This is a genomic window from Pseudomonas chaetocerotis, from assembly GCF_015712105.2.
Taxonomy (GTDB): Bacteria; Pseudomonadota; Gammaproteobacteria; order Pseudomonadales; family Pseudomonadaceae; genus Aquipseudomonas; species Aquipseudomonas chaetocerotis.
On the sequence record NZ_JACFYX020000003.1, the window covers coordinates 249,173 to 261,998 of the forward strand.

Annotated in this window: 14 protein-coding genes; 3 read left to right on the plus strand and 11 right to left on the minus strand. The window is 62.9% G+C overall.

Translation table 11 applies throughout. The features are described 5' to 3' along the window. Positions 1–21: 21 nt before the first annotated feature. The 8 genes from H3221_RS07435 to H3221_RS07470 form a co-directional block, all read right to left on the minus strand. Positions 22–1,035 (minus strand): septal ring lytic transglycosylase RlpA family protein, encoded by a 1,014-nt coding sequence (locus H3221_RS07435; RefSeq protein WP_196473451.1) that lies wholly within the window; start codon positions 1,033–1,035, stop codon positions 22–24. Beyond that, positions 1,032–2,042 carry a lytic murein transglycosylase B gene (mltB, locus tag H3221_RS07440; RefSeq protein WP_160017112.1) on the minus strand — a complete coding sequence of 337 codons (1,011 nt, stop codon included), beginning with the start codon at positions 2,040–2,042 and terminating at the stop codon, positions 1,032–1,034. The genes H3221_RS07435 and mltB overlap by 4 nt, the downstream gene beginning before the upstream one ends. A 19-nt stretch (positions 2,043–2,061) precedes the next feature. After that, positions 2,062–3,207, minus strand: a complete 1,146-nt coding sequence (gene rodA, locus H3221_RS07445; protein ID WP_196473450.1) for a rod shape-determining protein RodA — start codon at positions 3,205–3,207, stop codon at positions 2,062–2,064. Further along, complete coding sequence (gene mrdA / locus H3221_RS07450) at positions 3,204–5,096, minus strand: penicillin-binding protein 2 (RefSeq protein ID WP_196473449.1); 1,893 nt, start codon at positions 5,094–5,096, stop codon at positions 3,204–3,206. Before mrdA ends, rodA begins: the two co-directional genes overlap by 4 nt. A 10-nt stretch (positions 5,097–5,106) precedes the next feature. Continuing rightward, on the minus strand, positions 5,107–5,574 hold the full coding sequence (rlmH, locus tag H3221_RS07455; RefSeq protein ID WP_192980546.1) for a 23S rRNA (pseudouridine(1915)-N(3))-methyltransferase RlmH: 468 nt from the start codon (positions 5,572–5,574) through the stop codon (positions 5,107–5,109). Between the two features lie 9 nt (positions 5,575–5,583). Continuing rightward, on the minus strand, positions 5,584–5,937 hold the full coding sequence (gene rsfS, locus H3221_RS07460; protein WP_003240193.1) for a ribosome silencing factor: 354 nt from the start codon (positions 5,935–5,937) through the stop codon (positions 5,584–5,586). A gap of 66 nt (positions 5,938–6,003) precedes the next feature. Then, positions 6,004–6,663, minus strand: a complete 660-nt coding sequence (gene nadD, locus H3221_RS07465; protein WP_196473448.1) for a nicotinate-nucleotide adenylyltransferase — start codon at positions 6,661–6,663, stop codon at positions 6,004–6,006. Then, positions 6,664–7,929 carry a glutamate-5-semialdehyde dehydrogenase gene (locus H3221_RS07470; RefSeq protein ID WP_196473447.1) on the minus strand — a complete coding sequence of 422 codons (1,266 nt, stop codon included), beginning with the start codon at positions 7,927–7,929 and terminating at the stop codon, positions 6,664–6,666. A gap of 243 nt (positions 7,930–8,172) precedes the next feature. Between H3221_RS07470 and H3221_RS07475 the strand changes: the two genes are divergently transcribed. Both H3221_RS07475 and H3221_RS07480 read left to right on the plus strand, forming a co-directional pair. Continuing rightward, entirely contained in the window at positions 8,173–8,892 is a 720-nt protein-coding gene (locus H3221_RS07475) for a DNA-3-methyladenine glycosylase (RefSeq protein WP_196473446.1), read from the plus strand. After that, positions 8,889–10,205, plus strand: coding sequence for a bifunctional DedA family/phosphatase PAP2 family protein (locus H3221_RS07480; RefSeq protein ID WP_196473445.1), 1,317 nt, complete (start codon positions 8,889–8,891; stop codon positions 10,203–10,205). Before H3221_RS07475 ends, H3221_RS07480 begins: the two co-directional genes overlap by 4 nt. Before the next feature lie 9 nt (positions 10,206–10,214). On the opposite strand, the gene H3221_RS07485 is transcribed toward H3221_RS07480, so the two are convergent. The 3 genes from H3221_RS07485 to H3221_RS07495 form a co-directional block, all read right to left on the minus strand. Continuing rightward, on the minus strand, positions 10,215–10,799 hold the full coding sequence (locus H3221_RS07485) for an LON peptidase substrate-binding domain-containing protein (RefSeq protein ID WP_196473444.1): 585 nt from the start codon (positions 10,797–10,799) through the stop codon (positions 10,215–10,217). A 61-nt stretch (positions 10,800–10,860) separates the two neighbouring features. Continuing rightward, the gene (locus tag H3221_RS07490; protein WP_196473443.1) at positions 10,861–11,577 is read right to left on the minus strand and encodes an LrgB family protein; all 717 of its coding nucleotides are present in this window, start codon (positions 11,575–11,577) and stop codon (positions 10,861–10,863) included. Beyond that, positions 11,574–11,942, minus strand: a complete 369-nt coding sequence (locus H3221_RS07495; protein ID WP_196473442.1) for a CidA/LrgA family protein — start codon at positions 11,940–11,942, stop codon at positions 11,574–11,576. The genes H3221_RS07490 and H3221_RS07495 overlap by 4 nt, the downstream gene beginning before the upstream one ends. Positions 11,943–12,356: 414 nt before the next feature. Here H3221_RS07495 and H3221_RS07500 point away from each other — a divergent pair, with 414 nt between their 5' ends. Further along, positions 12,357–12,812, plus strand: coding sequence for a MaoC family dehydratase (locus H3221_RS07500; protein WP_192980540.1), 456 nt, complete (start codon positions 12,357–12,359; stop codon positions 12,810–12,812). The last annotated feature ends 14 nt before the right edge of the window (positions 12,813–12,826 follow it).

The following is a 12,826-nucleotide window of genomic DNA, read 5'->3' on the forward strand; positions in this document are numbered from 1 at the left end:
CAAAAGCCGGTTAAGTTGCCATCAGTCAGCGCGCACCAGCGTAGGCTGCCCCAGGTTGGCCAGGCGCACGCTGCTCTGCAGCTGCTCAGCCTCGCCCTGGTTGCTGATCGGCCCCATTCGGACCCGATGCAGGATCTGCTGGTCGCGCACCACTGAGCTGATGAACACCGGCACACTGCTGGTCTGGCTCAGCTTGGACTTGAGCAGCTCCGCAGCGTCCGGATTGGCGAAGGCTCCCACCTGGAGATACAGGCCAGAGGCTCCGAGTGAATCGTTTTTTTTTGCGTCGATCTGCACGGGCACCACCGCAGCGGCGTGCTGCGCGGGCGGCGGCGCGTACTGCTCGACGACCTGCGGCACAGGCTGCACCACGGGCTGAGCAACGGCAGCCTTGGCCGGCTGGTTGTTGGCCAGTACCAGCGGGACCGGGCGGCCCTGCTGTGCCCACCACTCATGTGGGTCAATGCCTTCTACCTTGACTCGCGCAGTACCTTTCTCGGCATAGCCGAGCTTCTTCGCTGCAGCGAAGGACAGGTCGATGATGCGGTCCGAGTAGAACGGCCCACGATCATTGACCCGCAGGATCACGACCTTGCCGTTCTCCAGGTTGGTCACCCGTACATAGCTGGGCAGCGGCAATGTCTTGTGCGCTGCGGTCATGCCGTACAGATCGTAGGTTTCGCCGTTGGCGGTGGCCTGGCCATGGAACTTGGTGCCGTACCAGGAAGCCGGACCGACCGCCTGGTAGCGACGGGCGTCCTGAATCGGGTAGTACTGCTTGCCGAACACCACATAGGGGCTGGCCTTGACCGGCCCGTAATGGGGCATGGGGATGGCGTCCTGAATCTTCGAAACGTCGACGTCCCACCAGGGCGCGCCATCCCTGTGTGGTCGGTTGAAATCCTCCGGGCCAGAGATACCGGCAGACTGACCGGGCGTCACTGCTGGCTGCGGTGCACGCTTGGAAGAGCAGCTCGCCAGCAACAGCGCCGCCGTTACGCAGGCTGCCAGCGGCAGCAGTTTGGACGCACTCATCGATTACCCCGCGTTTCGACCAGCAGTTCAGCCAGTTGGTTGACCGCCATGGCATACATCACGCTGCGATTGTAGCGGGTGATGGTGTAGAAGTTGGGCAAACCGAACCAGTATTCGTCACCTTCCGCGCCTTGCAGACGAAACGCAGTCACCGGTAAATCCTCGGCCAGCTTGTCTCCGCTCTTCCAGCCCAGCTCGCGCAGCTCGGCTACGTTCTTCACCGGGTCCAGGCCTTGCGTCAGGCCTTCCTCGACGCGCGTACCGCTGGCTTCGACGCGACTGGCGACCTGACCGCCAGCCTGCCAGCCGTGGCGTTTGAAATAGCTGGCAACACTGCCAATGGCATCGGTGGGGTTGCTCCAGATGTTGATATGACCGTCACCGTCGAAGTCCACGGCGTAAGCACGGAAACTGCTCGGCATGAACTGCGGCAGGCCCATGGCACCCGCGTAAGAGCCTTTGAGGGTGATCGGGTCGACCTGTTCCTCACGGGTCAGCAGCAGAAATTCACGCAGTTCCTTGCGGAAGAACGGCGCACGCGGCGGGTAATCGAAGGCCAGGGTCGACAGTGCGTCCATCACCCGCCAGCTGCCGGTATTGCCGCCGTAGAACGTTTCCACGCCAATGATGGCGACGATGAACTGCGGCGGCACGCCGTACTCGGCTTCGGCCTTTTCCAGCGCTGCCTGGTTCTTGTTCCAGAACTCGACACCCTGGGCGATACGCTTGTCGGTGATGAAGATCGGGCGATAGTCCTTCCAGGGTTTGACCTTTTCAGCCGGACGCGAAATGGCGTCGAGAATCGCCTGCTTGCGCTCCACCTCGGCAAACAGGCTGACCAGTTGCTCACTGGCGAAGCCATAGTCACGCGTCATTTCCTCGACGAACTCGGCTACCTGCGGCGAGCCGTCGTAATCGGCAGCCAGCGCCTGGACGCTTGTGCCGAGCACGCCGGCGACACCGACTCCGATGAACGTACGAGCAGCCCAACTACGCAAAGAATGCATTGACTCAAAACCCCCAAAATCAAACCTGAGCGATCCACTTTCTGTGAGTGTGGATCGCCATCAATATCCCGAAGCCTGACAACAGCGTGACCAGATGGGTTCCGCCATAACTAATGAAGGGCAGCGGAACCCCAACCACCGGCAGCAGCCCGCTGACCATGCCGATGTTGACGAATACGTAGACAAAGAAGGTCATGGTCAGCGCCCCTGCCAGCAGCTTGCCGAACAGCGTCTGCGCCTGGGCGGTAATCACCAGGCCACGCGCCAGCAACAGCAGATACAGCAGCAACAACAGACAGACGCCGACCAGGCCGAACTCCTCCGCGAGCACGGCAATGATAAAGTCCGTGTGGCTTTCCGGCAAAAAATCCAGGTGCGACTGGGTACCCAGCAGCCAGCCCTTGCCCAATACGCCGCCGGAACCGATAGCAGCCTTGGACTGGATGATGTTCCAGCCCGACCCCAGCGGATCGCTTTCCGGGTTGAGGAACGTCAGCACGCGCCGCTTCTGGTAGTCGTGCATGACGAAGTACCACATACCCACCGCGATAGGCACAACAGCAGCGGCGGCACCGATGATCCAGCGCCACTGCAGGCCAGCCATGAACACCACGAAGGCGCCCGAGGCGAGAATAAGCAATGAGGTGCCCAGGTCCGGCTGTTTCAGGATCAGCACGAAGGGGATGCCGATCATCGTCAGGCTGACGACGATATGTTTGAACCGTGGCGGCAGGTTATGCCGTGACAGGTACCAGGCGACAGTCATCGGCATGATGATTTTCATCAGTTCCGAGGGCTGGAAGCGGATCACGCCTGGGATGTTGATCCAGCGCGTCGCCCCCATCGCCGTATGGCCCATCACCTCCACCGCTATCAGCAAGGCGACGCCCGCCACATAAGCCAGAGGTACCCAGCGCGCCATGAAGCGCGGGTCGAACTGGGCGATCACGATCACCGCGACCATGCCGAGGCCGAAGGACGATGCCTGCCTGAGCAGCAGGTCGACATTCTTGCCACTGGCCGAATAGAGAATGAACAGGCTGCCGGCACCCAGAATCAGCAGCAGCAACAGCAACCAGCCATCAATGTGCATACGCTGCAACAGACTGGCGCGACGACGAAGTACGTCCTCATCGGACAGGGTACGGTCGAAATTACTGATCATCGCTGACTGACCTCGGCAGTCTGGGGCAAGGCGAACTCGGCCTTGAGCTGACCGGTTTCCTTGTCCAGTAGCCAGGCGTCCATCACCTGCTTTACCACGGGTGCAGCAACGCCAGAGCCTGACTCACCGTTCTCGACCATCACCGCCACGGCGATCTGCGGCTTCTGCGCAGGCGCGAACCCAACGAACAGCGCATGGTCACGATGGCGCTCCTGTATCTTGTTACGGTCGTACTTCTCGCCCTGCTTGATCGCCACCACCTGCGCCGTACCGCTCTTGCCGGCGATGCGATAGACGGCGCTATCACCGACCTTGCGCGCCGTCCCGCGGGCACCGTGCAGTACCTCTTCCATGCCATGGATGCCATAGTCCCAGAACTTGGGATCGCGCAGGACGATATCCGGGATCGGGTTGGGGTCCGCAGGCCGGCGGCCGTCAACGCTCTTGGCCAGGTGCGGACGAATCCACTTGCCGCGCGTGGCCATCAGCGCGGTGGCCTGTGCCAACTGCAGTGGCGTGGTCTGCATGTACCCCTGTCCGATGCCAAGAATCAGCGTCTCGCCCGGGTACCACGGCTGGCGATAACGCGCCCGCTTCCAGTCACGCGAGGGCATCAGGCCGGCGGTTTCCTCGAACATGTCCAGCGCCACGCGCTGCCCGAGGCCGAAACGGCTCATGTAGTCATGCATGCGATCGACGCCCATCTTGTGCGCCAGATCGTAGAAATAGGTGTCATTGGAACGCGCAATGGCCAGGTTCAGATCGACCCAGCCGTCACCGTTGCGGTTCCAGTTACGGTACTTGTGGCTGTGATTGGGCAACTGATAGAAACCGGGGTCGAACACCCGCGAAGTGGGGGTAATCACACCCGCATCGAGCCCCGCCACGGCGACCATGGGCTTGATGGTCGAGCCCGGCGGATAGAGACCGCGCAATACCCGGTTATACAAAGGCTGGTCGATGGAGTCTCGCAACTCGCCATAGGCCTTGAAGCTGATGCCGGTGACGAAAGGGTTTGGGTCGAAGCTCGGCTGACTGACCATCGCCAGCACTTCGCCGTTGTTCGGATCGATGGCCACCACGGCCCCACGGCGACCGCCAAGCGCATTCTCCGCAGCCTCCTGCAACTTCACGTCGAGACTGAGGACGATGTCCTTGCCCGGTTTCGGATCGACGCGGTTGAGCACACGCAGCACGCGACCACGGGCATTGGTCTCGACCTCTTCGTAGCCGACTTCGCCGTGCAGTTCTTCCTCGTAGAAACGCTCGATACCGGTCTTGCCGATATGGTGCGTACCGGCGTAGTCGGTTGGATCCAGGCGCTTGAGCTCCTGCTCGTTGATGCGCCCGACATAGCCGACCGAATGCGCGAAGTGTTCCTGCTGCGGATAGTGCCGCACCAGTTGCGCAGCCACCTCAACGCCCGGCAGGCGGAACTGGTTGACCGCAATGCGAGCGATCTGCTCTTCGGACAGTTCGAACAGGATCGGTACCGGCTCGAACGGGCGCCGGCCCTGGCGCACCCGACGCTCGAACAGCGCGCGCTCTTCCTCGGAAAGCGCCAGCACCTCGACCACCGTATCGAGCACGCCGCGCCAGTCACCGGCGCGCTCGCGGGTCACGGTGAGGCTGAAGCTCGGCCGGTTGTCAGCGATGATCACACCATTGCGGTCGTAGATCAGCCCACGGGTCGGGGGCAACGGCTGCACGTGAATGCGGTTGTTTTCCGCCAGGGTGCTGTGATGCTCGTACTGAATCACCTGCAGATAGTACATGCGCAAGATCAGCACGCAGGTCAGCAGGATGATCACCGCGCCGCCGACGAGCACCCGGCGCTTGACCAGGCGAGCGTCCTTTTCGTGATCCTTGAGGCGAATCGGCTGCGGCATGACTAGGTGATCACTTGTGATACGGATGGCCGGACAGCACGGTCCAGGCTCGGTAGATCTGCTCGCCAAGCAGGATACGCACCAGCGGATGCGGCAGGGTCAGTGGCGATAGCGACCAGCGCTGATCGCTACGCGCGCAGACCTCCGGCGCCAGCCCTTCCGGGCCGCCGACCATGAGGTTGACGTTGCGCGCATCAAGACGCCAGCGATCCAGCTCCGCGGCCAACTGCTCGGTGCTCCATGGCTTGCCATGGACCTCCAGCGTGACGATACGTTCGCCGGGTTGTACCTTGCTCAGCATGGCCTCGCCTTCCTGACGGATCAGGCGGGCGACGTCGGCATTCTTGCCGCGGGTATTGAGGGGGATTTCCACCAGTTCCAGCGGTAATTCGGCAGGCAGACGCTTGACGTACTCCTGCCAGCCTTCCTCGACCCAGCGCGGCATGCGCGAACCGACGGCGATCAATTTGATCCGCACGGTTTGCGCTTACTCGGCGCTGTGCTGAGCGCGGCTCTGCTCGGCGCCTTGCCACAGGCGTTCGAGGTCATAGAACTGGCGCGCGGTAGGCAGCATCACGTGCACGACGATGTCGCCCAGGTCGAGCAGAGCCCATTCGCCGCTGTCCAGACCTTCGCTGCCGATCGGGCGCACGCCCTGTTCCTTGACCTTTTCCAGCACGTTCTCCACCAGCGACTTGACCTGACGGCTGGAGCTACCGCTGGCAATCACCATGAAGTCGGTGATGCTGGTTTTGTCCTTGACGTCGATCACGGTGATGTCGGTCGCCTTGATCTCTTCCAGCGCCGCCACGGCGATCTTGACCAGCTCTTCGCTGGGCATGTTCTGCTTGCTCATAAATGACTCATTTGCCTCGTGTAATGGACGCCAGCGCACATGCGCGACGTTTCAAGCATTGGGCGCACGGTACAGATCGTGCGCCTGGATGTAGGCCAGTACCGCATCCGGCAGCAGGTATCGCGCCGAGCGGTCGGTTGCCAGCAAGTGGCGAATCTGCGTGGCGGAAATCGCCAGCGGAGTCTGCCAGATGAAACTGATCTGCCCGCCAGCACCCTGCAGGCTCAGCGGGTCGCTGACACTGCGCGCGGCCAGCAGATCGCGCAGCGCCTCGGGCGCCTCGCTGTCGGCATCCGGCCGTTGCAATACCAGCAGGTGGCAATGCTCGAGCAACTCCTGCCAGCGATGCCAGCTCGGCAAGCCGCAGAAAGCGTCCCAGCCGAGCAGCAGAAACAACTGATCGTCCGCCGCCAACTCGGCGCGCACCGACTCCAGCGTGTCGACCGTATACGACGGTTTGTCGCGGCGCAGCTCGCGGTCATCAACCGTCAGCCGCATCTCGTCAGCCACTGCCAGCTCGACCATGGCCAGCCGTTGCTCGGCCGTTGCCTGCGGCGTGTCGCGATGTGGCGGTCTGGCGCTGGGAATCAGCCGCAGCTCGTCCAGCGCCATGAACTCGGCCACTTCCAGTGCGGCACGCAGATGCCCGATATGCACCGGGTTGAAGGTACCGCCGAGCAGGCCGATGCGTCGGGCGCCGATCCGTTTCATTTATGTGCGAATGTGTCCATCGCCAAAGACCACGTACTTCTCGCTGGTCAGGCCCTCCAGGCCAACCGGGCCGCGTGCGTGCAGCTTGTCGGTGGAGATACCGATCTCAGCACCCAGGCCGTACTCGAAACCATCGGCGAAGCGGGTCGAGGCATTGATCATCACCGAAGCGGAATCCACCTCGGTTAGGAAGCGCCGGGCATCGCTGAAGTTCTCGGTGATGATCGAGTCGGTGTGCTGAGAGCCGTAATGGTTGATGTGCTCGATGGCCGCATCCAGCGAATCGACGATGCGAATCGCCAGGATCGGTGCGTTGTACTCGGCGAACCAGTCGTCCTCGCTCGCTTGCAGCACAGCGCTGCCGAGCAGCTCGCGAGTAGCGGCATCACCGCGCAACTCCACGCCCTTGTCGCGGTAGATGGCAGCCAGCGGCGGCAGCACGCGCGCGGCGATGGCCTGGTGCACCAGCAGGGTTTCCATGGCGTTGCACGGCGAGTAGCGCTGGGTCTTGGCGTTGTCGCAGACGCGGATGGCCTTGTCGAGATCGGCAGCGACATCGACATAAACATGGCAGACACCATCCAGGTGCTTGATCACCGGCACCTTGGCGTCGCGGCTGATGCGCTCGATCAGACCCTTGCCACCGCGCGGCACGATGACGTCGACGTATTCGGGCATGGTGATCAGCTCACCCACCGCAGCGCGGTCAGTGGTTTCCACCACCTGCACGGCAGCCGCCGGCAAATCGGCCTCGGCCAGCCCCTTCTGGATGCAGCGGGCAATCGCCTGGTTGGAATGAATGGCCTCGGAGCCACCACGCAGGATGGTGGCGTTGCCGGACTTCAGGCACAGGCTGGCCGCATCGATGGTCACGTTCGGGCGCGACTCGTAGATGATGCCGATCACGCCCAGCGGCACGCGCATCTTGCCGACCTGGATACCGGATGGCAGGTAGCGCATGCCCTGAATCTCGCCGATCGGGTCAGGCAGGGTCGCAACCTGGCGCAGCCCTTCGATCATGCTGTCGATCACCTTTGGCGTCAGCGCCAGGCGGTCGACCATGGCTGGCTCCAGACCGTTGGCGCGGGCGGCAGCCAAGTCCAGTTCGTTGGCGGCGGCAAGCTCGGCGCGAGCGGCGTCGAGGGCGTTGGCAGCCGCCTGCAGCGCGCGATTCTTCTGCGCGGTGCTGGCGCGGGTGAGCACCCGCGAGGCCTGGCGGGCGGCCTGGCCCAGGCGGGTCATGTAGTCGTGCACGGACTCGGTCATGGCGGCGGAGGTCTGGCAATTGGAAAAAGGGGCTGATTATAGCGGGCTCGCAAGTCCACGCCCAGCGGCGTCTGGCAAGCGGTAGGCAGCTCGTCCGCCAGGTACTGAATGCCGAGCAATGCCGGACGTCGCGGGGGTAACGCGCCGAGGGGCAGACATGGGCGTGACGGGCGCAGGAACGTTCAGGCATTTTTAAGCTTCTTGTTGTTATGCTCGCCGCCCGAGACCTAGCCCATACGACAGATGACACCAGTCCAACCTACTCTCAGCGTGCCCTGGCCCGACGCCAGGCCATTGCCCGATACCTTCTTCGACCGCGACGCGCAGTTGCTGGCCCGCGAGTTGCTCGGCAAGGTCATCCGCCATCGCGTCGGCGCGCTGTGGCTGAGCGCGCGGATCATCGAGACCGAGGCCTATTACCTGGTCGACAAGGGCAGCCACGCATCGCTCGGCTACACCGAGAAGCGCAAAGCACTGTTCGCTGATGGCGGGCACATCTATATGTACTACGCACGTGGCGGCGATTCGCTGAACTTCAGTGCCCAAGGGCCCGGCAACGCGGTGCTGATCAAATCCGCGCATCCCTGGGTCGATGCCTTCAGCGGCCCCGATGCCCTGGCGGCGATGCAACGCAACAACCCGAGCAGCCTCGGCCAGCCCCGCGCGCCCGAACGCCTGTGCGCCGGACAGACACTACTGTGCAAGGCGCTGGCCCTGAAGGTACCGGACTGGGATGCGCGCCGCTTCGACCTACAGCAGCTGTTCGTCGAGGATGTCGGAGAACGACCGCATACGATCATCCAGTGCGCACGACTGGGTATCCCCAAGGGCCGCGACGAACATCTGCCCTACCGTTTCGTTGATGCTGCCTACGCCCGCCATTGCACACGCAACCCCCTGCGTCGTGGGCAGATCGAAGGGCGTGATTATCGATTATTGAGCGTTTCGGGAGCACAACGATGAGCGCCTGGCTGGACACCCTGACTACCTGGCTGAGTGGCAACCCACAATGGCTGGGTCTGGCGATCTTCCTTATCGCCCTGCTCGAGTGCCTGGCACTGGTGGGCATTCTGCTGCCCGGCGTGGTGCTGCTGTTCAGCGTTGCCCTGCTGGCCGGCAGCGGCATACTGACGCTGTGGCAGACCTTGCTGCTGGCCTACGCCGGCGCGCTGTGTGGCGACATGATTTCCTATTCGCTGGGCAGACACTTCAAGCACAACATCGGCCGCCTGCCGGTATTGCGTCACCATCCGCAATGGATCCTGCGCGCCGAACTCTATTTCCATCACTACGGTGTGGCCAGCCTGCTGGTCGGTCGTTTCATTGGCCCACTGCGGCCGATGCTGCCCATGGTGGCCGGTATGCTGAACATGCCACTGCTGCGTTTCATTCTGGTCAGCCTGGTGGCGGCAGCCGGCTGGGCGGTGGCTTACCTGTTGCCGGGCTGGGCGACCGGTGCCGCCCTGCGTCTGCCGATAGCGGAAGGCTTCTGGACCGAAGCAGCGGTGCTGCTGGCCGGTATTGGCTTGATCCTGCTGCTGACCATTCAGGCCAGCCTGGCGGAAAAACCGCGCGCCAGTCTGTTGGGCGGCGGCCTCAGCCTGTTGCTGTTGATAGCCATCGTCATTGGCTGGCCGCATCTCGATGCACTGGATCAGGGCCTGATGACGCTGATCCAGGAACAACGCCAGGCGCACCTGGATCGCTGGATCGCCACCATCACACGACTGGGCGACTTCCATATCCAGCTGGTTGCAGCAGCGGTACTGTGCACCTTGTTGCTGCTGGCACGCCGCTGGCGTCACCTGCTGTTCGCCGGCTCGACGCTACTGATCACGGCCCTGGGCAACACCACCCTCAAGCATGGCTTTGCCCGGGCGCGCCCCGACGTACTGAGTGAGCCACTGACCACTTTCAGCTTTCCCAGCGGCCATAGCTCGGCAGCCTTTGCCTTCTTCCTGGTGCTGGGGGTGCTGGCCGGTCGCGGTCAATCGGCGCGACTGCGCCTGGCCTGGCTGGTAGTGGCAAGCCTGCCGGCTCTGGCGATCGCCTTGTCGCGGGTCTACCTGGGCGTGCACTGGCCCAGCGACATCATCGCCGGCGCACTGCTGGCCTCGGCCGTCTGCGGCCTGAGCCTGGCGCTGTGTCAGCGCCAGGAAACGCTGCCGGCGCTATCGGCGCGTCTGTGGTGGATTGTCCTGCCGGCCTGTATCGCGGTACTAGGCGCCATGGCGACCTGGCAGCTGTCCACCGCGCTGCTGCGCTATGCGTATTGACACGTCGACTCAGGCATCGCCCTGGAGCATTTCCAGCATGACATGCAGTTGCTCCAGGCGCAGAGCGGGATCATCGAGCTGAAGTAACTGCAGTTTCTGCGCCGGCTCCAGTGGCAGCAGATAGGCCAGCTGATTGGCCAGCTGCTGCTGCCCGGCGACCACGCTCGTCATGCCTAGGCCAGCCACCAGCGGATGCTCGGCCAGGGCAACGTGCAGGGCGGCCAGATCGGCATGTTCGGCCTGCAGCGGGCTGTTTGCCTGCTCCTCCAGCCACTGCACCTCGGCGACGGTCAGTTGGTCAGGCATAACCTGAGCTCGCTCGACATGAAAACGCCGCCCGCCTTCCACACGAATCCCCAGCAGACCATTGGTGCGCTGCTGAAAGTCGCGCACCAATGCCTCGCAGCCAATAGCGGAGAAACTACTGGCGGCTTCGCCGACTTCATCCCCCTCGACGATGCACACCACCCCGAAGCCACTGCCCTGTTTCATGCAGCGGCTGATCATGTCCAGATAGCGCGCCTCGAATATCTGCAAGTCGAGCACGCAGCCGGGAAACAGTACGGTATTGAGAGGGAACAGCGGCAGATTCATGGTTTCACAGCCTGTTATCAACGCAGTGGTGCCAGGGCATCAGTGATCGCCTGGCAGGCTCTCACAGCAGCAGAGCAATCGCCAGAGGCAACAGCACGGCGGTAATCACCCCCATCAGGCTCATCGCCAAAGCCGCGAAAGCACCGCATTCGTCGCTCTCCTGCAGTGCTCGCGCCGTACCCACGGCGTGCGCCGTGATACCCAGCGCCATGCCCTGCGCGGCCGGATGATGAACCCTGCACAGACGCAGAATGGACGGCCCGACGATGGCACCGATGACTCCGGTGATCATCACGAACACCGCCGCCAGCGCCGCGATACCACCAATCTGATCGGCCACCAGCATGGCGATCGGCGAGGTCACCGACTTGGGCGCCATGCTCATCAGCATCAGCCGCTCGGCGCCGAACAACCAGGCCAGCCCCGCGCCAAGCACGGTGGCGAAGGTGCCGGCGACCAGCAGGGTCAGGATGATCGGCCAGAACAGCTGGCGAATCCGCCGCAGATTGAGATACAGCGGCACCGCCAGGGCCACGGTAGCCGGGCCGAGCAGCAGGGTCAGCGCCGCGACGCTGCTCCGGTATTCGGCGAAACTCAGACCGCACAGCAACAGAATGCCGATCACCGTGAGCATCGATACCAGCACCGGCTGCAGAAATACCCAGCGGGTGCGTTCGTAGGCGGCCATGGCCAGTTGATAAGCGCCCAGGGTGATGCCGATGCCGAACAACGGGTGATGGGTCAGCGCCTGCCAGGCGCCCTGCCAATCGGGACTCATACGTCCTCCCGGCGCTGCTGGCGCTGCTGGCGCTCGATCAGTTTCTGCATCAGCCAGCCGGCGAAGGCCAGCGACACCAGCAGCGACAGCACCAACGCACCGACCACTGCCCAGAAGTCGGCGGCGATGTCGCTGGCGTACGCCATCACGCCCACGGCGGGCGGTACCAGAATCAGCGGCAGGTACTTGAGCAGGCTGCTGGACGCGACGCTCAGCGGCTCGCCCACCTCGCCGCGCAGCATGAGAAAGGCGAACAAAAGCAGCATGCCGATGATCGGGCCAGGCAGCATCGGTAACAGCAGGACATTGAGAACGGTACCCAGCAACTGGCACAGCACCAGCCAGGAAAGGCCGCGAAGCAGCATGTTTGAGGTCTCCAGAAGACGAGCGATGGCCGCGTTTCCGCTCGCGAGTAGGCCGCTGAAAAACGTAGGCGAGGCAGTCAGTGCAAGGCAAAAACAGGCGAGGAAGCGCAGTTTACGAGTTGTAAATGAGCATTCTGATCGGACTCGCGCACGAGCCTGTTTTTAACGCAGCAATGGCAACGTAGGTAGTTTTTCAGCGACCTACCAGAGGGGATTCCGGGCATCTATTGAGGCATGTCGGCCATTATAGGCGCGATGCCCCCTCGCTGGCCCCTGTATTGCTTCGTCGGGCTGGCCTATGCCGCGTCATTCATTACGCCAAGGCAGGCTTGACCCGCTGCCGGCCCCGTGATGATCTAGGCCGCAACGGTTCCACGCACACAAGAAAAACACCCGCGTCCTCAAGGAGGAACTATGCCGTTCGTACCCGTAGCAGAGCTCAAGGATCATGTTGGCAAGGAACTCGGCAAGTCCGAGTGGCTGACCATCGACCAGCAGCGCATCAACCAGTTCGCCGAGTGCACCGGCGACCACCAGTTCATCCACGTCGACCCGGAAAAGGCCAAGCTGACCCCCTTCGGCACCACGATCGCCCACGGTTTCCTCTCGCTGTCGCTGGTACCGATGCTGATGGAAGGCATCATGATCATGCCTCAGGGCCTGAAAATGGCTGTGAATTACGGCCTCGACAGCGTGCGTTTCATCCAACCGGTCAAGGTTGACTCCAAAGTGCGCCTGACGGTGACCCTGACCGACGCCACCGAGAAGAACCCCGGCCAGTGGCTGCTCAAGGCCCGCGCCGTACTGGAGATAGAAGGCCAGGAAAAGCCGGCCTATATTGCCGAACCCTTGACCCTCTGCTTCGTCTGACCCTGACTGCTCCC

Bases quoted from the DNA above. Each gene is read 5' to 3' on its own strand.
- H3221_RS07435 (WP_196473451.1), bottom strand. From the start codon at position 1,035: ATGAGTGCGTCCAAACTGCTGCCGCTGGCAGCCTGCGTAACGGCGGCG.
- rsfS (WP_003240193.1), bottom strand. From the start codon at position 5,937: ATGCCCAGCGAAGAGCTGGTCAAGATCGCCGTGGCGGCGCTGGAAGAG.
- H3221_RS07490 (WP_196473443.1), bottom strand. From the start codon at position 11,577: ATGAGTCCCGATTGGCAGGGCGCCTGGCAGGCGCTGACCCATCACCCG.
- H3221_RS07485 (WP_196473444.1), bottom strand. From the start codon at position 10,799: ATGAATCTGCCGCTGTTCCCTCTCAATACCGTACTGTTTCCCGGCTGC.
- nadD (WP_196473448.1), bottom strand. From the start codon at position 6,663: ATGAAACGGATCGGCGCCCGACGCATCGGCCTGCTCGGCGGTACCTTC.
- H3221_RS07500 (WP_192980540.1), top strand. From the start codon at position 12,357: ATGCCGTTCGTACCCGTAGCAGAGCTCAAGGATCATGTTGGCAAGGAA.
- H3221_RS07475 (WP_196473446.1), top strand. From the start codon at position 8,173: ATGACACCAGTCCAACCTACTCTCAGCGTGCCCTGGCCCGACGCCAGG.
- H3221_RS07480 (WP_196473445.1), top strand. From the start codon at position 8,889: ATGAGCGCCTGGCTGGACACCCTGACTACCTGGCTGAGTGGCAACCCA.
- mrdA (WP_196473449.1), bottom strand. From the start codon at position 5,096: ATGCCGCAGCCGATTCGCCTCAAGGATCACGAAAAGGACGCTCGCCTG.
- H3221_RS07470 (WP_196473447.1), bottom strand. From the start codon at position 7,929: ATGACCGAGTCCGTGCACGACTACATGACCCGCCTGGGCCAGGCCGCC.
- rodA (WP_196473450.1), bottom strand. From the start codon at position 3,207: ATGATCAGTAATTTCGACCGTACCCTGTCCGATGAGGACGTACTTCGT.
- mltB (WP_160017112.1), bottom strand. From the start codon at position 2,042: ATGCATTCTTTGCGTAGTTGGGCTGCTCGTACGTTCATCGGAGTCGGT.
- H3221_RS07495 (WP_196473442.1), bottom strand. From the start codon at position 11,942: ATGCTGCTTCGCGGCCTTTCCTGGCTGGTGCTGTGCCAGTTGCTGGGT.